The organism is Pseudomonas sp. PS01270, from assembly GCF_029959775.1.
Classification (GTDB): Bacteria; Pseudomonadota; Gammaproteobacteria; order Pseudomonadales; family Pseudomonadaceae; genus Aquipseudomonas; species Aquipseudomonas atacamensis.
Map to the genome: position 1 here is coordinate 39,438 of NZ_JASCPT010000001.1, position 26,974 is coordinate 66,411.

Below are 26,974 nucleotides of genomic sequence, written 5' to 3' on the forward strand. Positions count from 1 at the left end.
CTCAAGCTGCCTGTTTTGCCGTGACGAATGCCGCAAGGCTGGCCACGTTGGTGAAATGGTTGCGGGTGTCTTTGGCATCGGCGTCGATCTTGATGCCGTATTTTTTCTGGATCGCCAGGCCCAGTTCGAGCGCGTCCACGGAGTCCAGGCCGAGGCCTTCGCCGAACAATGTCTGCTCGTCGCCGATGTCCTCGGGGCTGATGTCTTCGAGGCCCAAGGCGTCGATGATCAGCAGTTTGATGTCACGCATCAGGCTAGCGGTGTTCTGATCGCTCATCTGCGGCGAGCTCCTTAATGAAATAGTCATGCAAATAATCGTTGAGCTTGCGCGAGGCCTGCGGTGCGGGGCCTTGCGCGGCGAAGGTCTGTGGGTCTATATCGGCCCCCACGCGAAAACTGAAGTGCACGCGGCGATGGGGGATGCGATACCACGGCTCGGCTTTGGTCAGGGTGGTCGGGCTGACCTTGATGATCACCGGGGTAACGATTTTCGCACCGCGCAGGGCAATTGCCGCCGCCCCCCGATGAAAGGCCGGCGCCTGCCCCGGCTGGGTGCGCGTGCCTTCGGGGAAGATGATCAGGGTCTGGCCGTCCTGCAACGACTGCGCGGCGGCGTCGAGCATATCCATGCTGCCGTCGTTGCTGATGTACTCGGTACGGCGCAGCGGGCCACGGGTGAACGGGTTTTCCCAGAGGGTTTTCTTCACTACGCAATTGGCGTGGCGCACCAGACCGATGAGAAACACCACATCGATCAGCGACGGGTGGTTGGCGATGATCATCTGCCCAGGTCGGCCGAGGCGCTCGGCACCCTCGATGGCGTAGGTGAGCACGCCGGTGCGGGCCATGAAACGCACGAAAAACCAGAACAAGCGACTGACCGTACGCCGCGCGCGCAGGCGATGGACCAACGCGTCACCGGGCAGGCAGGCGAGCAGCGGAAATACCAGCAGGCGCAGACACAGCCCGCCTAGCCCGAACAAGGCGAAGCTCGCAGCAGTGGCCAGCAGGCGCCAGTAGTAGGCGTCGCGGTGTTTGGCGGTCACGGGTTGCGATGCCAGGTCCATACACGATTTTTCCACGCATGTTGGCAGTCAGGTTGCTGGCCGAGCAGGGTTCGCAGCAGGTTGAGCGCGTGCGGCCAGTGCGCCTTTGACCGGGTTTCGGTGCTGCTGTTCAGGGTCAGCCGCCAGTCGGTACCGGGCGTGAGCAATAAACCCAGCGCATAAGGGAACGGCACATCATCGACCCACTGCGAATACGCCTCGGGCGGCTGCTCTTCGGTGATCACCAGCAGCACCGCCGGGGCGCCTTCATCAAGCAATGCCGCCGCTTCGAGCATGCCATGTTCCAGACCATCGCCAGCCGCCGCGAGGGCGGTCATTTCGCTGGTTTCACCGCGCATGATCGACCACAAACCAATGATCGCGTTATGCACTGAAAGGCTGAATTGGGTCGGCGACAAGGGCTGTTCGGTGGCCAGATCGCGGAGGATTTCAAACGTGCGTGGGGTTTCGCCGTGCCGCGAGACGAACACCAGTGGCAGATGGCCCCGGCCTTCGGCCAGCGGCCAGCCAACGCTGAAGGCCATCCGCGCCAGGCGGCTGAGGCGACGGCGTTGCATGGCCGGCAGAAACGACACATCGGGCGCGGCATCACTGCTCTGCAGCACGACCGGTTGTCGGCTCCAGGCCTGCCAGGCGTCCACGCTGTCGAGCCCCGGGGCCCACGCGCGCCATTGGGCGATGTTGAAGTTGATCACGGACATTCATCCCGCCCCTGCGGGCTTTCGTTGACGCGTTGAGTCGCCAGCGCCGCAGCAGGCTTGGCTTGGCGCAGGGCGCCGGGTGGCGCGCATTATCCCGGTGCGACGGGTGTGTAGCAAATGTTGGTTACATTTTGCCCAACAAAATGTACCGAGCGGTTCGCTGCATGGCTATCACTTGGCCATTATCCAGATTTGACGCGGCGTGTCTGTCAGGTGTCTCTGCGATGGCTGGCGGTTTTTTCCATGCCTGGGCGTCGATTTTTACACCTGACGGCGTAGTCCATGTCCGTGAAGGTAGCGAAGCGCGGTCACCGCCAACTACACTCGGTCATTCTTTGATACACGGAGGTTTGGTCATGCGGCGCGTGGTGTTCAATCAGAAAGGTGGCGTGGGCAAATCCAGCATCGCCTGCAATCTGGCGGCGGTCAGCGCCAGCGAGGGTTATCGCACGTTGTTGGTCGACCTCGATGCCCAGGCCAACTCCACTCAGTATCTGACCGGGCTCACCGGCGATGACATTCCGATGGGCATCGCCGATTTCTTCAAACAGACGCTGTCGTCCGGGCCGTTCTCGAAAAAGAATCAGGCGGACATCTACGAAACCCCGTTCGATAACCTGCACATCATTACCGCCACCGCCGAACTGGCCGACCTGCAGCCCAAGCTCGAGGCGAAACACAAGATCAACAAGCTGCGCAAGTTGCTGGACGAATTGTCCGAGGACTACGACCGAATCTATCTCGACACCCCGCCTGCGTTGAATTTCTACGCGGTATCGGCGCTGATTGCCGCGGATCGCGTGTTGATTCCCTTCGACTGCGACAGCTTTTCCCGTCAGGCCCTGTACGGCCTGATCGCCGAGATCGAAGAGTTGAAGGATGACCACAACGAAGGACTGGAGGTGGAAGGCATCGTGGTCAATCAGTTTCAGGCGCGGGCCAGCCTGCCGCAGCAGATGCTCGATGAGTTGATCGCCGAAGGCTTGCCGGTACTGCCGGTGTACCTGAGCAGTTCGGTGCGCATGCGCGAGTCGCACCAGGCCAGCATGCCGCTGATCCACCTCGACCCACGGCACAAGCTGACGCAGCAGTTTGTGGAACTGCACAATCTGCTGGAAGACCACTGATTCCCCGACTCACACGCAAATCCTGTGGGAGCGAGCCTGCTCGCGAAGAGGCCGGCACATTCAACATCGGCGCTGAATGATCGACCGCCTTCGCGAGCACGCTCGCTGCCACAGGGTGGTCTGTGTTGGGTCAGATGCCTTGGCTACGCAGCCACGCCATCAACTGCGGCAATGGCAACGCACCGCTCTGCCGCGCCACTTCCCTGCCGTTTTTAAACAGAATCAGACTCGGAATCGAGCGAATCCCCAACTGCGCCGACAACTGCTGATTCGCTTCGCTGTCGAGCTTGGCCAGCCGACACTTGCCCGCCAGCTGCGCCGCAGCCTGTTCGAACACCGGCGCAAACGACTTGCACGGCCCGCACCAGTCCGCCCAGACATCCACCAGTAACGGCAGATCGCCCTTGATCTGACTGGCGTAATCGCCCTGCTTGAGTTCGAAGGGTTTGCTCAACAACACCGCAGACTTGCAGCGCCCGCATTTGGGCTGGTCAGCCAGGCGCTCGGCGGGGATGCGATTGAGGCCGTTGCAGGTGGGGCAGGGGATGAGGAGTGGGGTGGTCATGATTGGTTCTCTGATAGGCAGTCTATAGAACTGATTTGGAGTCGATCTGCTAACTTATCAATGTCGCAACTGCTCACATTTTTCTTAAAACCGTTCCGGGATCGATGGCTAGTCTGAAGACCAATTCGGCGTTTTACGCTTGTCGTGAGGAGATCGCTTTGTCTTTATCTGCGTGCTACTTTTGTTGCACTAATCCAGGAATCGATGATTCCTATGCATCAAATCGGAGCGACATAATGTCCGTAACTTCCAAGATACGCCGCCAAGGCGGCGCTGCCGTCATTACGATTCCGCCCACGCTTTTAAAGTTGTTGCATCTGGAGGTTGGCGCACAGCTAGAGCTGAATGTGGTCGATGGCGAACTGATTGCTCGTCCAGCCGTAGCCGCTACCCGTAAGCGTTATAGTTTGTCAGAGCTACTCGAAGGCGCAGAAGAATTGCAGAAACTTAACGCCCAGACTAGCGAGACCCTTGAAGGTGATTCTGTCGGCCGGGAGCTGGGTTGATGGTGCGCCGACAGCCCCCTCAGCGGGGTGACGTTTACTGGATTGATCCAAACCCAGTGGCGGGGCGGGAGATGATGAACAGACATCGCTTTGTGGTGATCACGCCCAGAGAGATCAACGCATTGGGCGTGAGCATGACGGTGCCTGTTACTAGCGGTGGGAATTTCAGCCGGAATATGGGTTTGGCGGTCGCCATTACTGGCCACGAAACCAATGGTGTAGCGGTGTGTAATCAGGTTCGCAGTTTTGACATAGAACAACGGGTACGAGACGGCACGGCCAAATTCATCGAGCGACTGGATGACGTGACAATGTCTGACATCGTCGACCGTGTAATCAGTGCAATCGACCCGCTAAGCTGAAGCGCCTACGACGAACAACTGATCTCCATATGCTTGCCCCACTCTGGCGGTCGCTCGGCGTAATTTTCCATCCCCGGCTGCTCATCGAACGGTTTGCTCAGCACCGCATGCAGCCGGCGCACCTCGGAATAATCGCCTTGCTCAGCCGCATCAATCGCTTTTTGCGCAAGGTAATTGCGCAGGATGTACAGCGGATTGACGGCATGCATCCGTGCGCGGCGTTGTTCCTGATCGGCATTGCCGTCGCGGCCGACCCGGGCGACGTAGCGCTCGCCCCAGGCATCGAACCCTTTGATATCGACAAAGTCATCGCGCAGGTAGGCGATGGCCTGTTCGGCTGACTCTTCACCGAGGCGGCGGAAGAACAGCGTGTAGTCGACGCCGCTGTTCTGCATCAGTTGCAGCAGGTTTTCCAGCAGTTGCTGATCGTCGTCCTCGGCGGTGGTGAAGCCGAAGCGGCGGCGCATCAGGTCGAGGTAGTGCGCCTGGAACAGCGGCAGGTACAAGTCGAGGGTTTCACGCAGGGCCTCGACGCTGATGAACGGCGTCAGCGCTTGGGCGAGCGCGCTGAGGTTCCACTGGCCCACCGGCACCTGATTGCTGAACGAGTAGCGGCCCTGATCATCGGAGTGGTTGCAAATGAAATGCGCGTCGAAGTCATCGAGGAAGGCAAACGGGCCGAAGTCGAAGGTGATGCCGAGGATCGACATGTTGTCGGTGTTCATCACGCCGTGACAGAAGCCGTAGGCCTGCCACTTGGCGATCAGCTCGGCGTTGCGCTCGACGATCTCGCGAAACATCGCCAGATACGGTTCCGGTTGCTCCAGGCATTCGGGGAAGTGCATCGCCAGCACGTGCTCGCCGAGCTGTTTCTGCTGCTCGGGGCGTTTGGTGTAGTAGAAATATTCGAAGTGGCCGAAGCGGATATGGCTCGGCGCCAGACGCAGCACCATCGCCGCGCGTTCCTGCTTTTCCCGCCAGACCGGCGTGTCGGAGCCAATCACGCAGGCGGCCCGCGAAGACGGGATGTTCAGCGCGTACAGCGCTTCGGAAGCGAGAAACTCGCGAATCGATGAGCGCAGCACCGCGCGACCATCGCCCATGCGCGAAAAGGGCGTTTGCCCGGCGCCCTTGAGGTGCAGGTCCCAGTGCTCACCAGCGTTGTTGTACACCTCGCCCAGCAGCAGGCCGCGCCCGTCACCCAGTTGCGGGGTATAACCGCCGAACTGATGGCCGGAATACACCATCGCCCGTGGCTCGGCGTCGGCCCACAGCTTGTGGCCGCCAAACAGTTGCGCGAATTCTTCGGTGTCGGCGCTGGCCGCATCGAGATCGAGCAAGGCCAGAGCGGCCGGGCTGGCGACCACCAGACGCGGGTTGTCGATCGGCTCGGGCAGCACGTGCGCAGAGAACGCGTCGCCCAGGCGGGCAAAGCGGTTGTCGAAAGTCAGTTCGTCGAGGGCTTTCACGGGCCGGCTCCAGCAGAATGTCCGAGCATTCTGCTGGGACCATGTCGGTTAGTCGAGTTTGCTCGGTGGCGGTTCCTGCGACGGTTTCTGCCCGTCGACGATCGGCACGATGGTTTTGTTCTCGGGTTCCACCGGCACCATCTTGTATTCCTGGCCGTGAAGGTTCTTCAGATAAACCTCCATCTGCCGGAACGAGATGTTGATGTGCTGCTTCTTGAACTCGCGATTGATGAAGCGGTTGACCTCATCCAGCACCGGGTTGCGGTCGCCAAGATCGCGCACATGCATGCGCAGTTCGTGGTCGAGGGTACTTTCGCCGAAGTTGAGGAAGTACACGTGCGGCTCTGGTTCTTTGAGCACACGCGGGTTTTCCCGGGCCGCTTTGAGCAGCAGTTCCTTGACCAGATCCAGATCCGAGCCGTAATCGACGCCCAGTTTCAGCGTGACGCGGGTGATGGTGTCGGTCAGCGACCAGTTGATCAGTTGCCCGGTGATGAATGTCTTGTTCGGGACAATGATGTCCTTGCGGTCGAAGTCGGTGATGGTCGTGGCGCGGATGCGGATCTTGCTTACCGTGCCCGAGAGGTTGCCGATGGTGATGGTGTCGCCGATCCGCACCGGGCGTTCGAAGAGGATCATGATGCCGGAGATGAAGTTGGCGAAGATCTCCTGCATACCGAACCCCAGGCCTACCGACAGCGCCGCCACCAGCCACTGCAACTTGTCCCAACTGACGCCGAGGGTCGATAGCGTGGTGACGAAACCGACGCCCGCAATCACGTAGGACAGCAGCGTGGTTGTCGCATAAGCGCTGCCCTGAGCCAGATTGAGTTTGGACAGCACGAACACTTCGAGCAGACCGGGCAAGTTGCGCGCCAGCGCGAAGGTGATGCCGATGATGATCAGCGCGCCGAGCATGTCGCCGATGCTGATCGGCACCATGCTCATGTTGGCGCCGGTGCCGCTGGTGTATTCGTAGAGGGTGATGTTGTCCAGATACGAGAACACCGAAATCAGGTCCGACCAGACCCAGTACAGCGCCGCGATGAAGCCGCCGAGCAGGGCCAGACGAATCAGGCGCAGGGACTGCTCGTTGACCTTTTCGATGTCCAGGGTCGGCTCTTCGATCACCGCTTCGCCGTCGCCGGCCTCTTTCGCCGCCTGCCGCTTGGCCAGCGCGCGCTGGTAAGCCAGACGCCGCGCGGCAACGCTCAGGCCCCGCACAAAGGTGGCCTCGATCACCAGCCAGAACATCAGCAGGTACAGGGTGTTGATCAAGCGATCGCTGAGTTTCAGCGCGGTGTAGTAGTAGCCGAAGCACACCGCGACAAACAGGGCGATCGGCAGCAGGGTGAACATCACTCCGACGGCTTTGCGGAACAGCGAGGCATTCTGGTGCGTCGGGCTGCTGATCAGCAGGCGACTGAGCAGCCATGCCATCAAGGCGTAGCAGGTCAGCACCACCGGCATGCCGAGCACGTCATCGGCCAGCGCCGCCGGTTGCAACTCGGCGACGGCCACCACGGCGACCAGCGCCATTACTACCAGGCCGAGTCGACGCACCCAGCCCTGAAGGAACTCGACCTGCGGTTTTTCCCAGCGGAAGTGCAATTCCGCCACGCCACCCGGCGCGAGGATCCGGTACGCGGTGTAGAACACCAGCCAGGCCTGGCCCATCTGCAACAGCGCCGCGCCCATGTTGGCGTTCTGCCCCCGCGCGTCAATCTGCAAGGCCAGGCCGCACAGCGCCAGACCCAACGCCACCGGCATCGCCAACAGGATGTTGATCAGAATCGCCTGCGGCGTGTGCCACTGGCTGTCGCGCTTGAAGTGGCCGATGTCCTGGTGAACCTTGTTGAGTCGTCCGTACAGCGCCTTGCGGCGCCACAACAGGGCGCCGATCAGCAGCGCCAGAGGCAAGAACAGCAATGGCCGCTGGGTCAGGCCGTCAGCCAGTTCGCTCAGGCTCGATGCCCAAGGCAGGGTGTTGACCTGTCGCTCGAGACGCTCGGGCACACCGCGCATCCATTCCACATCCAGCGGTTTGTTGCTGGGGATCCAGAACATCTGTTCGTCGAGGGTCGCGCGCAGGCTTTGCGCGGTGCTCAGCAATTGTTTCTGGTTGAGCTGCAGGGTGATCGATTCATTGAGCATCGCGCTCAACTCGCGGTTCAGCCGCTCGAGCAGATCAGCGCGGGTGTTAGCCAGATCGAGCAGGCTTTTGCGCAATTGCGGCGTGACCTGCTCCGGCGGCTGCGTGGCCAGCAAATTGTCGACGTAGGTCGCCGGATTGCTCAGCAGCTCCCGCTGTTGGCTGACATCGAACTGATACAGGCGAATATCGGCAATCTGGTCGGCGAGGTCGCGGTCGACCTTCAAGTGCGGCAGCGCCTGCTTCTGTTTGTAGAGGATTTTCGACAGCAGCAGGCTGCCCTTGAGCACGTTGATTTGCTCGTCCAGTGCCGAATCGCTCTGGGTCAGGGTGTCGAGTTGCTGTTTGGTCTGCAGGTTCTGCTGCGTGACTTCGTTGAGACGGTCGGTGCTCTTGAGCAAATAGTCGGAAAGCTTGAGGTTGGTCGCGCTCTCGCTCGCCAGCAGGCTGCTGCCGCCGGCCTTCTGCGCTTCGATCGATTGCTGGGTAACGGTTTCCTGCGACTGCGCCAGACGTTTCTGGTTGATCAGGGTTTGCAGTTCCTGGATCTCGCGGTCGAGGCGGTCGGATTTCTCCGAAAGCAAGTCGTGCTGGGCATTGCCGAGATCCTGCAACTGGGTGTTGCCGGCCAGTTCCTGGCGGCGCAGCGGAATCAGCGCATTGAGTGCGGCCAGTTCGGCGTTCAACTGGTCGCGCTGTTCGGCGGTGACCGTTTTGCCGGTGTCCTTGCCGGATTTGAGGATGGTGTTGATCTGCTGGATGCGCGTCTGGCTGGCGGAAATTTCCGCCTGCGCACGCTCGGGGCGAGTCTGTGCGGTGATGATCAGGCTGTTGGCTTCGGCCAGGGCTTTTTGCAGATCGCTCTGCTGGGTCGAGCGATCGGTAAGGATCTGCTCCAGTTGCTGAATCGACTCCTTAGGAAAACGCTGCGCGACCGGCACCGGTGCGGTGGCCTTGAGGCGGCTCAGTTCGCGGGTATTTTCAATCGTCTGCTTCGGCGCGTTGGCCAGCTGACGCTTGAGATCGATCAGTTTCTGCTCGTAATCACGCTGGTTGTTCAGCTGATTGAGGGTGTTCTGCAGCACGGTCTGCAGGGTCTTCTTGTCGGCGTCCGGCAGTTTGCTGTCGGCCAGCTTGTCGAGGCTGGCCTGCACGGCATCGCTGGACGGTGGTTCGGCAGCATGCAGCGGGCCGACGACAAGACTGAGGCCCAGCAGGGCCGCGGCGAAAAAGGAGCGCAGGGTAGGCATAGAGACCGGTCAAGCAAGTGAGAGTGGGAGCAGTTTAGAGGAAGAGTCCGGGGCCCGGGCGACTTCCTTCGGGGAATCTGACGCCCACTTTGCCGATCTTGTTCCCGTCCATGACCGCCACCGTCCAGTGGGTGTTGTTCCACTCCACCTGGTCGCCGACGATGGGAGCACCCCCGACTTTTTGCGCAATGAACGCACCCAGGGTCATGTCCGGATCGATGCCTTCGGCCGGCAAGCCATACAGCGCTGCAACCGCTTTAAGCTGGGCGTCTCCTTCGAGCACGAAGTCGCCGAAGAAACGCAGATCGAGGCCGCGTTGCGGTGCCTGGCTGAACAGTTTGCCGAGGGCCGGCAAGTTGTGTTCATGGCCAATAACACACAGCAAATCATCGACTTCCAGCACCGTACTACCCGACGGATGGAGCAGTTGCTGGCCACGAAACAGCGCCGCGATGCGTGTGCCCTCGGGCATTTTCAGCTCACGCAGGGGCGAGCCGATGCACCATTTCTCCGCGCCGAGCTTGTAAACGAACAGTTCCCACTCGCTGGTGACGTGCACTTCCAGTGCCGCCCGGGAAATCGGCGCGGGTTCTGGCGGCACCGTCACCTTGAGCAATTTGGCCACCCACGGCAGGCTTGTGCCCTGCACCAGCAGCGACACCAACACGATGAAGAACGCCAGATTGAAATACAGCTGCGCTTGCGGCAGCCCGGCCATCAGCGGGAACACCGCGAGAATGATCGGCACCGCGCCGCGCAGGCCGACCCAGGAAATAAAGGCTTTTTCGCGACCGTGGAAGGCCTTGAACGGCAGCAGGCCGACCATCACCGACAGCGGCCGCGCGAACAGAATCATCCACAGCGCCAGACCGAGGGCGGGCAGGGCGATCGGCAGCAGATCGTGGGGCGTGACCAGCAGGCCCAGCACCAGGAACATGCCGATCTGCGCCAGCCAGGCCATGCCGTCGAGCATATGCAGAATGCCGTGGCGGCTGCGCACCGGGCGGTTGCCGATCACCAGACCGCACAGATAGACAGCGAGGAAGCCGCTGCCATGCAAGGCGTTGGTCAGCGCGAACACCACCAGACCGCCAGCAATGATCAGGATCGGATAGAGCCCGGCGGCGAGATTGATGCGATTGACCAGTTGCAGCATCACCCAACCGCCGCCCAGACCGATCACACCACCGATGCCGAATTCGCGGATCAGGTGGGTCAGCAGGCTCCAGTGCAGGCCGGTTTCGCCGCTGGCGAGCATGTCGATCAGGGTGACGGTGAGAAACACCGCCATCGGGTCGTTGCTGCCGGATTCGATTTCCAGACTGGCGCTGACCCGTTCGTTGAGGCCTTTACCGCCGAGCAGCGAGAACACCGCAGCGGCGTCGGTCGAACCGACGATGGCGCCGATCAGCAGGCCCTGAATCAGATTGAGGTCGAACAGCCACGCTGCGGCCATGCCGGTCAGCCCAGTGGTGATCAACACCCCGACCGTGGCCAGCGACAGCGCCGGCCACAAGGCCACGCGGAAACTCGACACCCGCGTACGCAAGCCGCCGTCGAGCAGGATCACTGCCAGGGCGAGGTTGCCGACCAGATAGGCCGTCGGGTAGTTATCGAAAATGATCCCGCCACCATCGACCCCGGCAGCCATGCCGACCGCGAGAATGATGACCAGAATCGGAATGCCGAGACGTGAAGAAAGAGAACTGACAAGAATGCTTGCGCCTACCAGCAACGCGCCGATCAAGAACAGGCTGTTGATGGTCGTCGCATTCAAAGGCAGTACTCCAGAAGCGTAAAGACGAGGCACAAACTGACCATGCAGTCTGCGTGCCAGCGATTCTAACCTGTTGAAATGTGATGCTGTCAAAAAGCTTTTCTGCAGAATCACCCTGGAAATGCGGCGAGTGATGACTGTGGCGAGGGGATTCATCCCCGTTCGGCGGCGCAGCCGTCGTAAAACCGCTGTACGCGGATCCTTAAAGGGAACCGCATACGCTGCTTTTGGGGCGGCTTCGCCACCCAACGGGGATAAATCCCCTCACCACAGGGGAAGCTCCAGCGAGGTGTGTTACAGGCTGAACCGCCCAACCATGTTGTTCAGATCCAGCGCCAAGCGCGACAGCTCATTGCTCGCCGCGCTGGTCTGATTCGCGCCGGTCGCCGATTGCACCGACAGATCGCGGATGTTGACCAGATTGCGATCGACTTCCCGCGCCACCTGCGCCTGCTCTTCGGCGGCGCTGGCGATGACCAGGTTGCGCTCGTTGATTTCGACGATGGCGCTGTTGATGGTGTCCAGCGACATCCCGGCGCCACGGGCGATGTTCAGCGTCGATTCGGCGCGCTCGGTGCTGTTGCGCATCGAATCCACGGCGTGTTCGGTGCCGCTCTGGATGCTGCCGATCATGCGTTCGATTTCGCTGGTCGACTGCTGGGTGCGATGGGCCAGAGCGCGCACTTCGTCCGCCACTACGGCGAAACCACGCCCGGCCTCACCGGCGCGCGCCGCTTCGATCGCTGCGTTCAATGCCAGCAGGTTGGTCTGATCGGCGAGGCCACGAATCACGTCGAGCACCTTGCCGATGTCGCGGGACTCATTGGCCAGGTCGCCGATCAGCGACGCGGTGCTCTGCACATCGGCGCTCATGCGTTCGATGGCGCTGACGGTTTCCTGCACCAGATCACGACCGTCGCCCGCCGAAGTGGTGGCGTTTTTCGAGGCTTCCGAAGTGCTGACCGCGTTGCGCGCGACCTCTTCGACAGCGCTGGTCATCTCATTGACCGCAGTGGCGGCCTGCTCGATTTCGTTGTTCTGCTGAGTCAAGCCGCGAGCACTTTCGTCGGTGACGCTGTTCAGCTCTTCCGCAGCAGACGCAAGCTGTGTGGCCGAACCGGAGATGCGCTGCAGGGTGTCGCGCAGCTTCGATTGCATCTTCGCCATCGCCGCCAGCAGGCGCCCGGCTTCATCTTCGCCGTCGACATGGATCGGCTGGGTCAGGTTGCCTTCGGCGATGGTTTCCGCCGCCTCCAGTGCCTTGGAAATCGGCTTGGTAATGCTCACGGTCAGCAACCAGGCGAACAGCAGGGTCAGGCCGCTGGCGATCACCAGCAGGGTCACCACCAGATTGAACGACAGCGAGTACTGATCCTTCGCGCCCTGATCAGTCTCGGCGATCTGCTGGGTGTTGATCTCCAGCAAGCGCGCCAGCGCGGTATTCACCGCTTCCGAATTGCTCAGCAAATCGCTGTTGAGCATCTGCCGCAACTCGTCGATCTGATTGTTGCGCGACAGGGTTTTCATGCGCTCTTCGAGCTGACGGTACTGCGCCAGCAATTGCACGTACTGATCGTACGCCGCACGTTCTTCAGACCCGGAGATCAGTGGCTCGTAGGCGCGTTGCGCATCGGCGATCTGGCGGTTGCGCATGTCGAACAGTTCGATGGTTTTCTGCTGCACGTCGGGCTCGCGGTTGATCAGCAAACGGTAGGACAGCACGCGCAGGCGCAGGGTCAGCTGGGTGAATTCGTCCAGAGCCTTGATCGACGGCACGCTGGCGGTAGCGATGTCTTCGCCGGCCGCGCGGATCTTGCTCATCTGGTTCAGCGCAAACACGCCGAGGATCAACATCAGGCCGCCGATCAGGGCGAAGCCGGTGAACGCCCGTGGGGCGATATTCATATTGCGAAGGGACATGGGCGGATACCGAAAAGGGCCGCATCCATGCGGGCTGAGACTGCTGTATGGGTGACTTATCGGTCATACGACTAAAGTCTTGAGGTGGTGTGCGTATTTGTCGCAGACAGGCTTGAGCGACGAAGTGCAGGAACCAGATCGATCAATCACAGTCTTTTAAACTCGCGAGAAGCTTCGCCACCCAGGAAAATCAAGGCCTTGCGCCGGTTTAACCCTGGCATCCGTGGTGACTTTTCTTTATCGTACGCGCCCTTTGAAAAACGCTTGGAAGATCAAAATGTTGGAAGCATCCCTCAGCCAATTGGAACAGCTCGTCAGCGACCTGGTGCAACAGAACCAGACCTTGCTGCAGACCAACCAGACCCTGTCCACGGAACTGGCCCAGGCCAAGGATGAAAACGAAAACCTGCAGCTGAACCTGATGGAGCAGGAAGAAAAACACGGCGCCACCGCCGCGCGCATTCAGGCGCTGGTTGATCGCGTCAATGCCGGTCCTGTCAGCGCATGAACCACGGCACAGCAGGGGTAAAAGTCATCTCCATTCTCGGCGAGGACTATTCGATCAAGGCACCGGCCGGGGAAGAACAGACCCTGCTGGACGCGGCGATGATGCTCAAGGCCACGCTGGAAGACACCAAGCGCAAATACCCGACGCTGATCGGCGACCGTTTGCTGGTGCTGGCGGCGATGAATCTGTGCTCGCAGCAGATCGAAATGAAGAAGCAGCACAAAGAAGAACTCGAGCGTTATCAAGAGCAAGTCAGCGCCACGGTCGAGACGATTGCCAAGACCATCAGTCAGGGCTGATGGGGTTGCGCACAACCAGGGAATAGATTGTCGGTTGGCTTGTATACAATCGGCACGGCTGTTGCAGTATTTCGGCCACTTATTCCTTGGGGGTGCTCCATGCAGTGGTGGCGACGCAGTATTCAGTGGCAGTTGATTCTCGGCATGGGCGCGGCCCTGCTGATCAGCATCGTGATTGTGGTTGGCATTTATACCCTGGTGGTCAACCGCCTCGCCCAGAGCTATCTGGTCGAACAAGCGCTGCCGTCGAGCATTGAAGCGACGCGCAACGATATCGAACGCATCCTCGTGCAACCGCTCACCGCCGCCAAGGACATCGCCAGCAACACCATGGTGCGTGACTGGCTGGCGACAGGCGAGGACAGCAGCAAAACTGCGCTCTTCGCCCAGTATCTGGAAGGCATCCGCGCCGAACACAAGGCCTTCACTGCGCTGATCATCGGCACCGAATCCAACCACTACATCACCGAAAAAGGCCTGGATCGCACCCTCAGTCGCGCGAAACCGGCCGACGCCTGGTTCTATTCCTTTCTCGACAGCAATCAGCCGCGCACCCTCAATATCGACAACGACGCCGCCACTGGCGAGCTGGCCCTGTTCATCGATCTGAAGGTCGAGCAGGCCGGTAAAGTCGTCGGTGTCGCCGGGCTGGGGCTGAGCATGAAAGAGCTGTCGGAGCTGATCCACAATTTCAGTTTCGGTGAACGCGGCAAGGTCTATCTCGTGCGTTCCGACGGTCTGATTCAGGTCCATCCTGAGGCGCAGTTCAGCGGTAAACGCACCTTGACCGAGCAGATCGGTGCCAATGCGGCGCAAGCGCTGATGGGGCACAAGGATGCAGTCAACAGCAGCTTCCAGCGCGACGGTGAAGACTTCCTCGCCTTCAGCCTGCCGCTGCGCGATCTCGGCTGGACGCTGGTGGCCGAAGTGCCGCAGTCGCAGATCTACGCCGAAGCACGGAAAGCGATGTGGATGAGTGGCGGCATCGGTCTGGTGGTGGCGTTGGTCTGCCTGGCGTTGGTGGTGTGGCTGGCGCAGGGGCTGGTGCGACCGATTCGACAAGTAACACGGGCGCTGGTGGCCATCGGTAGCGGTGGTGGAGATTTGACTCACCGGTTAGATTCCAGCCGTGCCGATGAGCTGGGCGACCTCGCGCGCGGCTTCAACCGTTTCCTCGATAGCCAGCGCGCGATGATCGGTGAAGTGCTGACCACCAGCGAGCGCCTGCGCACGGCCGTAGGGCAAGTGGCGACGGTGGTGGACAACACCGCCGAGCGTTCCGGCCGGCAGCAGGAAATGACCGACATGGTAGCCACCGCCGTCCACGAAATGGGCCTGACCGTGCAGGAGATCGCCCAAAATGCCGGCAACGCCGCGCTTGCCTCGCAAACCGCGCGCGATGAGGCGTTGCAGGCACGGGAAGTGGTCGGTGGCTCGATCCGTCATATCGAAAGCATGTCCGACGAGATCGGCGTGGCGGCAGGGGCGGTGGGTGAGCTGGCGCAGCAAGTGGCGTCGATCGATTCGGTGCTGGCGGTGATTCGTGGCGTTTCCGAACAGACCAATCTGCTCGCGCTCAACGCCGCCATCGAAGCTGCCCGCGCCGGCGATATGGGCCGTGGCTTCGCGGTGGTCGCCGATGAAGTGCGCACCCTCGCGCGCAGGACCCAGGCCTCGACCGACGAAATTCAACTGATGATCGGCAGCCTCAAGCAAGGCGCGGAAAACGCCGTGTCATCGATGCGCACCGGCCAGGCCGCGACCGGCACCGGGGTTGAATCGAGCCAGCGTACCGGCGCGTCGCTGACGGCGATCACCGGCCAGGTTGAGCGCATCAGCGATATGAACCATCAGGTGGCGACGGCGACCGAAGAACAGTCGGCGGTGACCGAAGAGATCAACCGCAACGTGCAGGGGATTTCCGATCTGGCGCGGGCGACGGCGGGGGAGGTCAGGGCTTGTCGCGAAGACTGCCAGATGTTGCAGAAACTGGCGGATGATCTGGCGCGGCAGATGGGTGGGTTCAAGTTGAGCTAAAGGATCAAGATCAAAAGATCGCAGCCTTCGGCAGCTCCTACATTGGAATGCGTTTCCTGTAGGAGCTGCCGAAGGCTGCGATCTTTTGCTTTTAGAACCACGCGTCCTGCATCGCCAGACACGTATCATCCCGCGCCTCCAGCAAGTCCAGCTCATGCTGGCAACCCGGCACTTCCCATGTCAGGAAATACCGCGCCGCCTGCAACTTGCCCTTATAGAAGTCGACATCCGCCGCATTCCCTTTGGCCAGGCCTTCCTCGGCGCGAATCGCCTGCTCCAGCCAGCGCCAGCCGATCACTGCGTGGCCGAACACTTTCAGGTACAGCGCCGAGTTCGCCAGGCTGCTGTTGACCTTGCCTTGGGCCAGATCGGTGAGCAGGCCGATGGTCACGGTTTGCAGGCGGGCAACGAGTTTTTCCAGTGGTTCGCGCAGTGCGCTCAGCGAGTCGTACGCAGTCGCGCGTTCGGCCGTGTTGGCGATCAACCGAATCAGTTGCTTGAGACCGGCGCCACCGTTCTGCGCCAGTTTGCGCCCGAGCAAATCCAGTGACTGGATGCCGTGGGTGCCTTCGTGGATCGGATTCAAGCGGTTGTCGCGGTAGTACTGCTCCACCGGGTACTCACGGGTGTAGCCGTGGCCGCCAAGAATCTGGATCGCCAGTTCGTTGGCTTTGAGGCAGAACTCCGAAGGCCAGGATTTGACGATCGGCGTCAGCAGGTCCAACAGCTCATGAGCCTGTTTGCGTTCGGCTTCGGTTTCCAGCGTGGTGGTGTCATCGAACAACCGCGCGGCATACAGGCCGAGGTCAAATGCCCCTTCGACGTAGGACTTCTGCGTCAGCAACATGCGTCTGACATCGGCGTGCTGAATGATCGCCACCGGCGCTGTGCTTGGATCCTTGCTGTCCGGCACCCGGCCCTGCGGCCGCTCACGCGCATATTCCAATGAGTACAGGTAACCCGCATAACCGAGCATCACCGCGCCCATGCCGACGCCGATTCGTGCTTCGTTCATCATCTGGAACATGTAGCTCAAACCATGGTGCGGTTTGCCTACCAGATAGCCGACGCACTCGCCGTTATCGCCGAAGTTAAGCGCCGTCGATGTGGTGCCGCGCCAGCCCATCTTGTGGAACAAGCCGGCGAGCAGCACGTCGTTGCGCTGGCCGAGGCTGCCGTCGTCGTTGACCAGAAACTTCGGCACGATAAACAGCGAAATACCTTTCACCCCCGGTGGGGCGTCGGGCAGTTTGGCCAGAACCATGTGCACGATGTTTTCCGACAGCGGATGGTCGCCACCGGAAATGAAAATCTTGTTGCCCTTCAGGCGATAGGTGCCGTCGGATGCAGGCTCGGCGCGGGTACGAATATCCGACAGTGACGAACCGGCATGCGGCTCGGTCAGGGCCATGGTGCCGAAGAAGCGTCCGTCGATCATCGGTTGCAGGAAGCGCTGTTTCTGCTCTTCGCTGCCGAAGCTCTCGATCAGATTGGCCGCGCCCATGGTCAGGAACGGGTACGAGGTCGACGCTGCGTTGGCGGACTGAAAATGCGCGAAGCAGGCTTGCGACAGCAGGGTCGGCAATTGCATGCCGCCGGCCTCGAAGCTGCGTGCGGCGTTGAGGAAGCCGGCCTCGAGAAAGGCATCCACCGCCGGTTTCACTTCGGGAATCAGAATGGCCTGGCCATCTTCATAGCGCGGCTCGTTTTCATCGCCCTTGCGGTTGTGCGGGGCGAAATACTTTTCGGCGATGTTGCGCGCGGTGCCGATTGCGGCGTCGAAGGTCTCGCGATTGTGCTCGGCAAAGCGCTCGCGCCGGGTCAGGCCCTCGGCATCGAGGACTTCGTACAGCTCGAAAGCCAGATTGCGGGAACTGAGCAGCGTCTCGGACATGGCGGCTTACCTGGAAATTGGGTTGGGCCGAGTCTAGGCGTGCTGATAAAGACTGAACAGGATGATTGATAAGCGTGATGTTGGAGCCGCGCGCGGACTTAACAAACACCGAAAACAACTGTGGGAGCGAGCCTGCTCGCGAAAGCGGTGGGTCAGACAACATTGATGTCGACTGAAACGCCGTCTTCGCGAGCAGGCTCGCTCCCACAGAGTATTGCGTACCAGGCGACCATCGGGGTCGCCTGGATTTACAGCGGTTTAACCGATCGTCATCAAGCTGGCATTACCCCCCGCCGCAGCGGTGTTCACGCTCAATGCCCGTTCGATCACCAGACGCTCCAGGGCAATGTTGGTCTCGCCCTGGGACAGGCCCTGAACGCCAACGATTGCACCGCCACGCTGGGCGATCTGCTGGCAGACGCCGCGCAACTGGTCGGAGTGGCCGTGATGCAGCACGGCATCGAACACCACTTCGTCCTTGTTCCAGTCGGCAACGCGTTTGATCCGCGCCTGCACTTCCTTCGGCAGACGGGCGAACAACGACTTGGTCAGCTCGGTTTCCGGCCACACCGCCGAACCGCCCACCGCCAGCACCGCCGCCAGTTGCGTCAGCAGATCACCTTCAACTTCCGCCAGGCACAGCACGTGCTCGCGCGGCAGGATCGCGTAGCTGTTTTTCTCGCCGGTGGGACCTGCCAGCACGCGGGTGATGCCGCTCTGCGATTGCGCTGCGTATTGCACGCACAGGGTGCTCAGGTCGGCGAACTTGTTGTTGTCGGCCCAGGCTTTCAGCGCGTTCAACGATTGGCTCATGGCATCGCGCAAACGCACGTCCGGGGCGACGATGGCATCACCGCGGGCGAAGGATTGTTCGATGGCGTCGGCAGGACGCGTCGACAGCAGGCGGTACAGATACAGCGGGCCGCCGGCTTTCGGGCCAGTACCCGACAGGCCTTCGCCGCCGAATGGCTGCACGCCGACCACGGCACCGACGATGTTGCGGTTGACGTAGACGTTACCGGCGTTGACGTTGTCGATCACCTTGGCGATGGTCTCGTCGATGCGCGTGTGCACGCCCAGCGTCAGGCCATAACCGGAGGCATTGATCTGGCCGATCAGTTGATCCAGCTCTTTGCGCTTGTAGCGCACCACGTGCAGTACCGGGCCGAAGATTTCGCGTTGCAGTTCGTCGAAGCTTTCCAGCTCGATCAGGGTCGGCATGACGAAGGTGCCGCGCTTGACCTCTTCGCTGTCGGCAATCGCCACCTGGTAAACATTGCGACCTTTGTCGCGCATGCCCTGGATGTGCTTGTCGATGCCCGCCTTGGCTTCGGCGTCGATCACCGGGCCGATGTCCACGGACAGACGCTCCGGGTTGCCGAGACGGCTTTCGGCCATGGCACCTTTGAGCATTTCGATGACGCGATCGGCGGAATCTTCCTGCAGGCACAGTACCCGCAGCGCCGAGCAGCGCTGACCGGCGCTGTCGAAGGCCGACGACACCACGTCGATCACCACTTGTTCAGTCAGTGCCGAGGAATCGACGATCATCGCGTTCTGGCCACCGGTTTCGGCGATCAGCGGAATCGGACGGCCCTGGCTGTCGAGACGGCCAGCGATGTTGCGTTGCAGCAAGCGCGCGACTTCGGTGGAACCAGTGAACATCACGCCTTTGACGCGTTCGTCACCGACCAGACCGGCGCCGACGGTTTCACCACGGCCCGGCAGCAGTTGCAGCACGCCTTCCGGGATGCCGGCTTCGAGCATCAGGCGCACAGCCTGAGCCGCTACCAGCGGAGTCTGCTCGGCCGGTTTGGCCAGTACCGGGTTGCCTGCGGCCAGAGCGGCAGCGACTTGACCACTGAAAATTGCCAGCGGGAAGTTCCACGGGCTGATGCACACCACCGGACCGAGTGGGCGGTGGGCGTCGTTGCTGAAATCGTTGCGCGCCTGCACTGCGTAATAACGCAGGAAATCGACGGCTTCGCGGACTTCGGCGATGGCGTTGGCGTAGGTCTTGCCGGCTTCGCGAGCCAACAGGCCCATCAGCGGCTGGATCTCGCCTTCCATCAAGTCAGCGGCACGTTCCAGAATTGCCGCACGTTCGGCCGGCGGGGTGGCCTGCCAGATCGGCGCGGCGTTCAGCGCGCATTGAATGGCGTTGTCGACGTCTTCGACGGTAGCTTCTTGAACGTGACCGACCACATCGCGGTGATCGGACGGGTTCAGCACCGCAACCGGCGTTTCGTTGCTGGAAGCGCAACCAAGCATCGGCGCGGCTTTCCAGTCATTGTGCGCGGTGGCGAGCAGGGCGCAGGACAGCGAGGCCAGGCGATGTTCGTTGGCCATGTCGATGCCGCTGGAGTTGGCGCGCTCGGCACCGTACAGATCACGCGGCAGCGGAATGCGCGGGTGCGGCAGGCCGAAACCGCCTTCCACGGTGGCCATCTGCTCGATCTGTGCCACCGGATCGGCCACCAGTTCCTGAATCGAAATCGACTGGTCGGCGATGCGGTTGACGAACGAAGTGTTCGCGCCGTTTTCCAGCAAGCGACGTACGAGGTAAGCCAGCAGGGTTTCGTGAGTGCCGACCGGTGCGTACACGCGGCACGGACGGTTCAGCTTGCCCTCGGAAACCTTGCCGACAACCTGTTCGTAGAGCGGTTCGCCCATGCCGTGCAGGCACTGGAATTCGTACTGGCCCGGGTAATAGTTCTGACCGGCGATGTGGTAAATGGCCGACAGGGTGTGGGCGTTGTGCGTAGCGAACTGCGGATAGATGACTTCCGGTACCAACAGCAGTTTGCGTGCGCAAGCAATGTAGGAAACGTCGGTGTACACCTTGCGGGTGTAGACCGGATAGCCTTCCAGGCCTTCGACCTGGGCGCGCTTGATTTCGCTGTCCCAGTACGCACCTTTTACCAGACGGATCATCAGGCGATGACGGCTGCGGCGGGCCAGATCGATCACGTAGTCGATCACGTACGGGCAACGCTTCTGGTAAGCCTGGATGACGAAACCGATGCCGTTCCAGCCGGTCAGTTGCGGCTCGAAGCACAGACGTTCGAGCAGATCCAGCGACAGCTCGAGCCGGTCGGCTTCTTCGGCGTCGATGTTCAGGCCGATGTCGTATTGCTTGGCCAGCAGGGTCAGCGACAGCAGACGCGGGTACAGCTCGTCCATCACCCGCTCGTACTGCGCACGGCTGTAACGCGGGTGCAGTGCCGAGAGCTTGATGGAAATGCCCGGGCCTTCATAAATCCCACGGCCGTGGGACGCTTTGCCGATCGAGTGGATCGCCTGTTCGTACGAGGCCAGGTATTTCTGTGCGTCGACTTCGGTGAGTGCCGCTTCACCGAGCATGTCGTAGGAATAGCGGAAGCCTTTGGCTTCGAACTTGCTCGCATTGGCCAGCGCTTCGGCGATGGTTTCGCCGGTAACGAACTGCTCGCCCATCAGGCGCATGGCCATGTCGACGCCCTTGCGGATCATCGGCTCGCCGCTCTTGCCGATGATGCGGCTCAGCGACGAAGTCAGGCCGGCTTCGTTGTGGGTGGAGACCAGTTTGCCAGTCAGCAGCAGGCCCCAGGTCGCAGCGTTGACGAACAGCGAAGGGCTGTTGCCCAGGTGCGGATGCCAGTTGCCGGTGCTGATCTTGTCGCGGATCAGCGCATCGCGGGTGCCTTTGTCCGGGATGCGCAGCAGCGCTTCGGCCAGGCACATCAGCGCCACGCCTTCCTGGGACGAGAGGGAGAATTCCTGCAACAGACCTTGAACAATACCGGCACGACCGCCGGCACTTTTCTGGTTACGCAGTTTTTCGGCGATGGTCGCGGCGAGTTTGTTGGTGGCTTCGGCCATCGGTGCCGGCAGGCGCGCCTGCTCGATCAGCATCGGCACCACTTCCGGCTCAGGGCGGCGGTAGGCGGCGGTGATCGAAGCACGCAGAACCGATTGCGGCAGGATGCTTTCAGCGAATTCGAGGAAGCATTGGTGAGCGTGATCGGTCTGCACTTCGCCTGCGTCATCGGCGTCTTTGGCGGTCAAACCGTTCAACTCGGTCAGGGTTGCACCACCCTCGAGTTTTTCCAGGTAATTGAAAATTGCCTGCTTGATCAGCCAGTGCGGCGTGCGATCAATCGAGGTTGCGGCAGCCTTCAGGCGCTCGCGGGTCGGGTCATCGAGTTTGACCCCAAGGGTGGTGGTAGCCATATTTTTATCCTCATGGTTGCCACAGTTGCGTGGCATCAGCTGGCCGCAAGATTAGCCGTGCGTTGAATGAGGTGCAACCGGGTGCAACCCTTTTTTTGCCGGAATAATACGCAGCTCGTCAGGAAATAATTTCTGGTACGAAAGTGCTGCTCCTGCTTGGTGCTTTTGCTTCTAGCAAAGAGCCATGACTGCCACAAAAGGGAGCAAAAACGGGGCGATCGTCGATTAATCCGACTGGGTGCAACTAATTCTCGCGAAACTGGTTGCACCTTATTTGCTTTGTTGCATAGCATTCGCCGCCAAGGTGCAACCGGGAATAACCCGGTGCATCGGCTGATGGCTTTCCTGGGGAAACATCAGTCTTAAATGCGCGGAATCCCGGATCGTCTGCCAAACGTCGTCGTTTGCGAGCGGTTCACCACCGCCGCTACATAAAAACAAAGCCAGGGCGTAACTCAATGAGCGTAAGCAATCCAACCCTGATCACGTTCGTGATCTACATCGCAGCAATGGTGCTGATCGGCTTGATGGCCTATCGCTCCACCAACAACCTTTCCGACTATATTCTCGGTGGTCGCAGCCTCGGCAGCGTAGTCACCGCGCTGTCTGCCGGTGCCTCCGACATGAGCGGCTGGTTGCTGATGGGCCTGCCGGGCGCCATCTACATGTCCGGTCTGTCCGAAAGCTGGATCGCCATCGGCCTGATCGTCGGTGCCTACCTGAACTGGCTGTTTGTCGCCGGCCGTCTGCGTGTGCAGACCGAGCACAACGGCGATGCCCTGACTCTGCCGGATTACTTTTCCAGCCGTTTCGAAGATAAAAGCGGCTTGCTGCGGATTATCTCGGCGATCGTGATTCTGGTGTTCTTTACCATCTACTGCGCTTCCGGCATCGTCGCTGGTGCCCGTCTGTTCGAAAGCACGTTCGGCATGACCTACGAAACGGCGCTGTGGGCCGGTGCTGCGGCGACGATTGCCTACACCTTCATCGGCGGTTTCCTCGCGGTGAGCTGGACCGACACCGTCCAAGCCACGCTGATGATCTTCGCGCTGATCCTTACGCCGATCATCGTCCTGCTGGCCACAGGCGGCGTTGACACCACGTTCCTCGCCATCGAAGCGCAAGATCCAAGCAACTTCGACATGCTCAAAGGCACCACCTTCATCGGCATCATCTCGCTGATGGGTTGGGGTCTGGGCTACTTCGGCCAGCCGCACATCCTCGCGCGTTTCATGGCGGCGGATTCGGTGAAATCGATCGCCAAGGCGCGTCGCATTTCCATGGCCTGGATGATCCTGTGCCTGGGCGGCACCGTTGCGGTGGGCTTCTTCGGTATCGCCTATTTCTCGGCGCACCCGGAAGTCGCCGGTCCTGTGACCGAGAACCCGGAGCGCGTGTTCATCGAACTGGCGAAAATCCTCTTCAACCCATGGGTAGCCGGTGTACTGCTGTCGGCCATTCTGGCTGCGGTGATGAGCACCCTGAGCTGCCAGTTGCTGGTGTGCTCGAGCGCCCTGACCGAAGACTTCTATAAAGCCTTCCTGCGCAAATCCGCTTCGCAACTGGAGCTGGTCTGGGTCGGTCGTGCCATGGTGCTGCTGGTAGCCCTGATTGCTATCGCGCTGGCTGCCAACCCGGAAAACCGCGTATTGGGCCTGGTGTCCTACGCCTGGGCCGGTTTCGGTGCTGCATTCGGTCCGGTGGTGCTTATTTCGGTGGTCTGGAAAGACATGACCCGCAACGGCGCACTGGCCGGTATTCTGGTCGGCGCGATCACCGTGGTGGTCTGGAAGCATTTCGAACTGCTGGGTCTGTACGAAATCATTCCGGGCTTCATCTTCGCCAGCCTGGCCATCTACTTTGTCAGCAAGGCGGGTGAGCCGACTCGCGGCATGGTTGAGCGTTTCGAGGCAGCGGAAAAAGACTTCCATCTGAACAAGTGATGGACTGAGCTTCGGCTCACATGAAAACGGCCCGTTTCCTACAGGAAGCGGGCCGTTTTTTGTTGCCTGTAATTCTTCAACAACACTGGAGAACCCTGTGGGAGCTGGCTTGCCAGCGATGACGGAGTGTCAGTCAGCGATAAGTTGAATGTGCCGACCTCATCGCTGGCAAGCCAGCTCCCACAGGGTGGGTGGCAGGTTTGATTGAATTGTCTGTAGTCGAACGGCCGAATTAACAAGGTCCTTTCAGCAATCCACGTAGGGCAAATCTGAATTTCCCGTCACCTGCTCAGCACCCCTTGCCCCTCATGCAGAATCGCCCGCCCTCACACTGCAGAGAGACATCGGATGTTCGCGCCTGCCAATCAACCGCGTTTCACGTTGACACTCGAAGGCGCCCGGCATGACCTCAAAGTCCTTGAGTTCACGGGCAGGGAAGCCATCAGCCAACCTTTTCGCTTCGAGCTGGAACTGGTCAGCGAGCGGCCGGACCTGGATCTGGAAAGCCTGCTGCATGGTCAGGCGTTTCTAAGTTTCGATGCTCAGGGTTGCGGTATTCATGGTCAGATTTATCAGGTCGGGCAGGGCGATTCCGGGAAACGTCTGACACGCTATCACCTCAGCCTTGTCCCGCGTCTGACGTATCTGGGGCATCGCATCAACCAGCGGATTTTTCAGCATCAGAGCGTGCCGCAGATAGTCACGCAGATCCTCAAGGATCATTCGATCCTGCGCGATGCCTTTGAATTTCGCCTGGGCAGCGAATACCCGGAGCGCGAGTACTGCGTGCAATACGCCGAAAGCGATCTGGCCTTTATCCAGCGCCTGTGTGCCGAAGTCGGCATTCATTACCACTTTCAGCACAGCCCCGAAGGCCATTTGCTGGTGTTCGGCGACGACCAGACTGTGTTCCCCAAGCTGCCCGAGCCGACGCTGTATTTGCCGGGCAGCGGCATGTCGGCTGGCGCGCCGGCGATTCAACGGTTCAACGTGCGCGTGGAAACCCGCACCAGCGTCGTCACCCGGCGCGACTACAACTTCGAAAAACCACGCCTGTCTCTGGAAAGTCGCAGTGACGGCGAGCAGCGTCCGGTGCTGGAGGACTATCACTTCCCCGGCCAATTCAGTGATCGTGAAACCGGCAGACACCTGACGCGCCGTGCGCTGGAACGGCACGTTGCCGATTACCGTCAGGCCGAGGGCAGCAGCGACGAGTCTTCATTGGTCTGCGGGCATTTTCTGCAACTCACCGAGCATCCGCGCAGCGACTGGAATGATCTGTGGTTGCTCACCTGTGTCGAGCATCGCGGCCGTCAGCCGCAGGTGCTTGAGGAATCGGTGACCAGCGATGGCGAATCCTTCCAGGGCTACCGCAATACTTTCGTCGCCACGCCGTGGGACGTGGTCTTTCGTCCGGCGCTGTGCCTGGAAAAACCGCGCATGTCGGGCTATCAACCTGCCGTGGTCACCGGCCCGAAAGACCTGGAAATCCATTGCGATGAATATGGCCGGGTCAAAGTGCAACTGGCCTGGGATCGTGATGGCGAACTCAATGAGCACTCCAGTTGCTGGCTGCGCGTCGCGACCGGTTGGGCTCACGATCACTATGGCAGCGTGTTGATTCCGCGAGTCGGCATGGAAGTGCTGGTCGGCTTTATTGATGGCGATGCCGACAAGCCGCTGGTCATGGGTTGCCTGCCGAATGCGGCAACCCCGGTGCCGCTGGATCTGCCGGCAGACAAGACCCGAAGCGTGTTCCGCAGCCAGAGCAGTCCCGGCGGTGGCGGTTATAACGAACTGCGCATCGAGGATAAAAAAGGCGCCGAGGAAATCTACCTGCGTGCCCAGCGCAACTGGACCCAGCATGTGCTCAATGACCAGCAGTTGCAGGTTGATAATCAGCGCAGTGTGGTGGTCACAGGGACTGCCCGCCATGAACTCAAGGCCGACGAACAGCGCATCACCCACGGCCAGCGCCAGACCGAGGTCCGACAGGATGATCATTTGTCCGTGCTTGGCGACCGACAGGTTCGGGTAAACAGCCAGGCCACCAGCGCCTCGGCGCAGATCCATATCAGCGCAGGCCAGCAAGTGGTCATTGATGGCGGCGCGAGCGCGACGATTCAGGCCGGCGGACAGTGGATCAACATTGGTCCCGGCGGAATTTTCAGCAGCGTGCCGATTGTTGTGGGCGGCGCGCCAATGGCGGCAACGAGTGCGGCACCGGTGGTGCCGGGATTGCCGGAGAAACTGGCCGCTGCGCCGACGGCGATTCTCACCGCCGCACAGATCATGAGTCTCAAAGGTGATGCGCCATTCTGCGAGGAGTGTGAGCGTTGTAAGGATGGTGTTTGTGCAGCGTGAGGAATTGACGCCCGAACAATGGCTGGCCCGGCAGCCGCTGCATGCGTCGGAACAACTGTTCGCCATTTTCAGTCGCGCCAGCGACGCCGATGCCTTCAAAGCCTGGCAGGGGATAGCGAATCCGGTCTGGGCCGAGACCATTTATGCCGAGTGGGACGCGGTGATGCCCTACGTGGGAATTGTCGCTGCAGACAGTGAGTTTTTACGTTGGGTGGCGGAAACAGAATCCCGGGATTGGGGATGGTTGGCGGTGTCTTCGGCGGATCTTGACGTGCTGGTCGAGCATTTCCGCAGCCTCACTCAGGTGCTGATGCCGGACGGTAAAACCGTGTTTTTCCGCTTTTGGGATGGTCGGTTTCTGCTGCCTCTTTTGCACTCTGACGAGGTCATTCCCGCGCAATGGCTGCCAGTCGTTTCACGAGCCTTGATCAATGGCCAGGCCATTGAAATCGGGGGCCGTGCGCTGGTTTCGGGGCGGGTCTTTCCGTGGTGGAGCGTGCCGCAATCGCTCTTGGCGCAGACTGATGCAAGCGTACGCATCGCCAATGCTTTGCAATGGCTGAGCGAGGAGCAACCGGCCGTGTTCGAGGCGTTTCCCGAGGCTGTTTTGCGCTGCAAGGTCGGGCAGTTTTTCAAATTATCGATGTCGGAAGATTCGTCACGATCGGCGCTTCTGGAGTTTTTGCTGGCAGAGACAGAGTGAAATTTCGGGGCAAACGCTTCGGACGTTTCCTTCGAATCGCGGCGGTTTTCATGAACTGGTGCGTGGTGGGTTGCAGGGATAGTCTTTTCATTGTCACCGCGAGAGTGGTGGCAGGGTG

Annotated in this window: 19 protein-coding genes; 9 read left to right on the forward strand and 10 right to left on the reverse strand. The window is 60.6% G+C overall.

Features of this window, described 5'->3' with window-relative positions:
- Position 1 precedes the first annotated feature (1 nt).
- Genes QMX86_RS00170 through QMX86_RS00180 form a run of 3 tightly spaced genes read right to left on the reverse strand, consistent with a single transcriptional unit; the run spans position 2 to position 1,768 of the window.
- On the reverse strand, positions 2-277 hold the full coding sequence (locus QMX86_RS00170) for a phosphopantetheine-binding protein (protein ID WP_024011294.1): 276 nt from the start codon (positions 275-277) through the stop codon (positions 2-4).
- Positions 255-1,067 carry a lysophospholipid acyltransferase family protein gene (locus QMX86_RS00175; RefSeq protein WP_282384880.1) on the reverse strand — a complete coding sequence of 271 codons (813 nt, stop codon included), beginning with the start codon at positions 1,065-1,067 and terminating at the stop codon, positions 255-257. Before QMX86_RS00175 ends, QMX86_RS00170 begins: the two co-directional genes overlap by 23 nt.
- Complete coding sequence (locus QMX86_RS00180; protein ID WP_282384878.1) at positions 1,043-1,768, reverse strand: beta-ketoacyl synthase chain length factor; 726 nt, start codon at positions 1,766-1,768, stop codon at positions 1,043-1,045. Before QMX86_RS00180 ends, QMX86_RS00175 begins: the two co-directional genes overlap by 25 nt.
- A gap of 356 nt (positions 1,769-2,124) precedes the next feature.
- Between QMX86_RS00180 and QMX86_RS00185 the strand changes: the two genes are divergently transcribed.
- Positions 2,125-2,895: a ParA family protein gene (locus QMX86_RS00185; RefSeq protein ID WP_024011296.1), complete on the forward strand. Its 771-nt coding sequence runs from the start codon at positions 2,125-2,127 to the stop codon at positions 2,893-2,895.
- A 130-nt stretch (positions 2,896-3,025) separates the two neighbouring features.
- Here the strand turns inward: QMX86_RS00185 and trxC are convergent, their stop codons facing one another.
- Positions 3,026-3,460, reverse strand: a complete 435-nt coding sequence (trxC, locus tag QMX86_RS00190) for a thioredoxin TrxC (protein ID WP_024011297.1) — start codon at positions 3,458-3,460, stop codon at positions 3,026-3,028.
- A 236-nt stretch (positions 3,461-3,696) separates the two neighbouring features.
- Here trxC and QMX86_RS00195 point away from each other — a divergent pair, with 236 nt between their 5' ends.
- Positions 3,697-3,966: a hypothetical protein gene (locus tag QMX86_RS00195; RefSeq protein ID WP_008077592.1), complete on the forward strand. Its 270-nt coding sequence runs from the start codon at positions 3,697-3,699 to the stop codon at positions 3,964-3,966.
- Positions 3,966-4,328 carry a type II toxin-antitoxin system PemK/MazF family toxin gene (locus tag QMX86_RS00200; RefSeq protein WP_041477600.1) on the forward strand — a complete coding sequence of 121 codons (363 nt, stop codon included), beginning with the start codon at positions 3,966-3,968 and terminating at the stop codon, positions 4,326-4,328. Before QMX86_RS00195 ends, QMX86_RS00200 begins: the two co-directional genes overlap by 1 nt.
- A gap of 5 nt (positions 4,329-4,333) precedes the next feature.
- Here QMX86_RS00200 and selO read toward each other — a convergent pair whose 3' ends face one another.
- The 4 genes from selO to QMX86_RS00220 all read right to left on the reverse strand — a co-directional run bounded on the left by selO (position 4,334) and on the right by QMX86_RS00220 (position 12,896).
- The gene (gene selO, locus QMX86_RS00205; protein WP_273528415.1) at positions 4,334-5,797 is read right to left on the reverse strand and encodes a protein adenylyltransferase SelO; all 1,464 of its coding nucleotides are present in this window, start codon (positions 5,795-5,797) and stop codon (positions 4,334-4,336) included.
- A gap of 48 nt (positions 5,798-5,845) precedes the next feature.
- The gene (mscK, locus tag QMX86_RS00210; RefSeq protein WP_160768478.1) at positions 5,846-9,199 is read right to left on the reverse strand and encodes a mechanosensitive channel MscK; all 3,354 of its coding nucleotides are present in this window, start codon (positions 9,197-9,199) and stop codon (positions 5,846-5,848) included.
- A gap of 34 nt (positions 9,200-9,233) precedes the next feature.
- Complete coding sequence (locus QMX86_RS00215) at positions 9,234-10,976, reverse strand: potassium/proton antiporter (RefSeq protein WP_024011302.1); 1,743 nt, start codon at positions 10,974-10,976, stop codon at positions 9,234-9,236.
- Positions 10,977-11,270: 294 nt separating this feature from the next.
- Positions 11,271-12,896, reverse strand: a complete 1,626-nt coding sequence (locus tag QMX86_RS00220) for a methyl-accepting chemotaxis protein (RefSeq protein WP_122751660.1) — start codon at positions 12,894-12,896, stop codon at positions 11,271-11,273.
- Between the two features lie 277 nt (positions 12,897-13,173).
- On the opposite strand from QMX86_RS00220, the gene QMX86_RS00225 reads away from it, so the two are divergent.
- The 3 genes from QMX86_RS00225 (at position 13,174) to QMX86_RS00235 (ending at position 15,740) form a co-directional block, all read left to right on the forward strand.
- Positions 13,174-13,404, forward strand: a complete 231-nt coding sequence (locus QMX86_RS00225) for a hypothetical protein (RefSeq protein ID WP_016772015.1) — start codon at positions 13,174-13,176, stop codon at positions 13,402-13,404.
- Positions 13,401-13,703 (forward strand): cell division protein ZapA, encoded by a 303-nt coding sequence (locus QMX86_RS00230; RefSeq protein WP_016772014.1) that lies wholly within the window; start codon positions 13,401-13,403, stop codon positions 13,701-13,703. The genes QMX86_RS00225 and QMX86_RS00230 overlap by 4 nt, the downstream gene beginning before the upstream one ends.
- Positions 13,704-13,802: 99 nt before the next feature.
- Positions 13,803-15,740 (forward strand): methyl-accepting chemotaxis protein, encoded by a 1,938-nt coding sequence (locus QMX86_RS00235; protein ID WP_282384870.1) that lies wholly within the window; start codon positions 13,803-13,805, stop codon positions 15,738-15,740.
- Positions 15,741-15,831: 91 nt separating this feature from the next.
- On the opposite strand, the gene QMX86_RS00240 is transcribed toward QMX86_RS00235, so the two are convergent.
- Both QMX86_RS00240 and putA read right to left on the reverse strand, forming a co-directional pair.
- Positions 15,832-17,634, reverse strand: a complete 1,803-nt coding sequence (locus QMX86_RS00240; protein ID WP_282384869.1) for an acyl-CoA dehydrogenase — start codon at positions 17,632-17,634, stop codon at positions 15,832-15,834.
- A 258-nt stretch (positions 17,635-17,892) separates the two neighbouring features.
- Complete coding sequence (gene putA / locus QMX86_RS00245) at positions 17,893-21,846, reverse strand: trifunctional transcriptional regulator/proline dehydrogenase/L-glutamate gamma-semialdehyde dehydrogenase (protein WP_282384844.1); 3,954 nt, start codon at positions 21,844-21,846, stop codon at positions 17,893-17,895.
- Positions 21,847-22,304: 458 nt separating this feature from the next.
- Here putA and putP point away from each other — a divergent pair, with 458 nt between their 5' ends.
- The 3 genes from putP (at position 22,305) to QMX86_RS00260 (ending at position 26,856) form a co-directional block, all read left to right on the forward strand.
- A complete protein-coding gene (gene putP, locus QMX86_RS00250; RefSeq protein ID WP_016772011.1) occupies positions 22,305-23,789 on the forward strand; it encodes a sodium/proline symporter PutP in 1,485 nt (494 codons plus the stop codon).
- A 348-nt stretch (positions 23,790-24,137) separates the two neighbouring features.
- Positions 24,138-26,153 carry a type VI secretion system tip protein TssI/VgrG gene (gene tssI, locus QMX86_RS00255; protein WP_282384842.1) on the forward strand — a complete coding sequence of 672 codons (2,016 nt, stop codon included), beginning with the start codon at positions 24,138-24,140 and terminating at the stop codon, positions 26,151-26,153.
- Entirely contained in the window at positions 26,143-26,856 is a 714-nt protein-coding gene (locus QMX86_RS00260) for a DUF4123 domain-containing protein (protein WP_282384840.1), read from the forward strand. Before tssI ends, QMX86_RS00260 begins: the two co-directional genes overlap by 11 nt.
- The last annotated feature ends 118 nt before the right edge of the window (positions 26,857-26,974 follow it).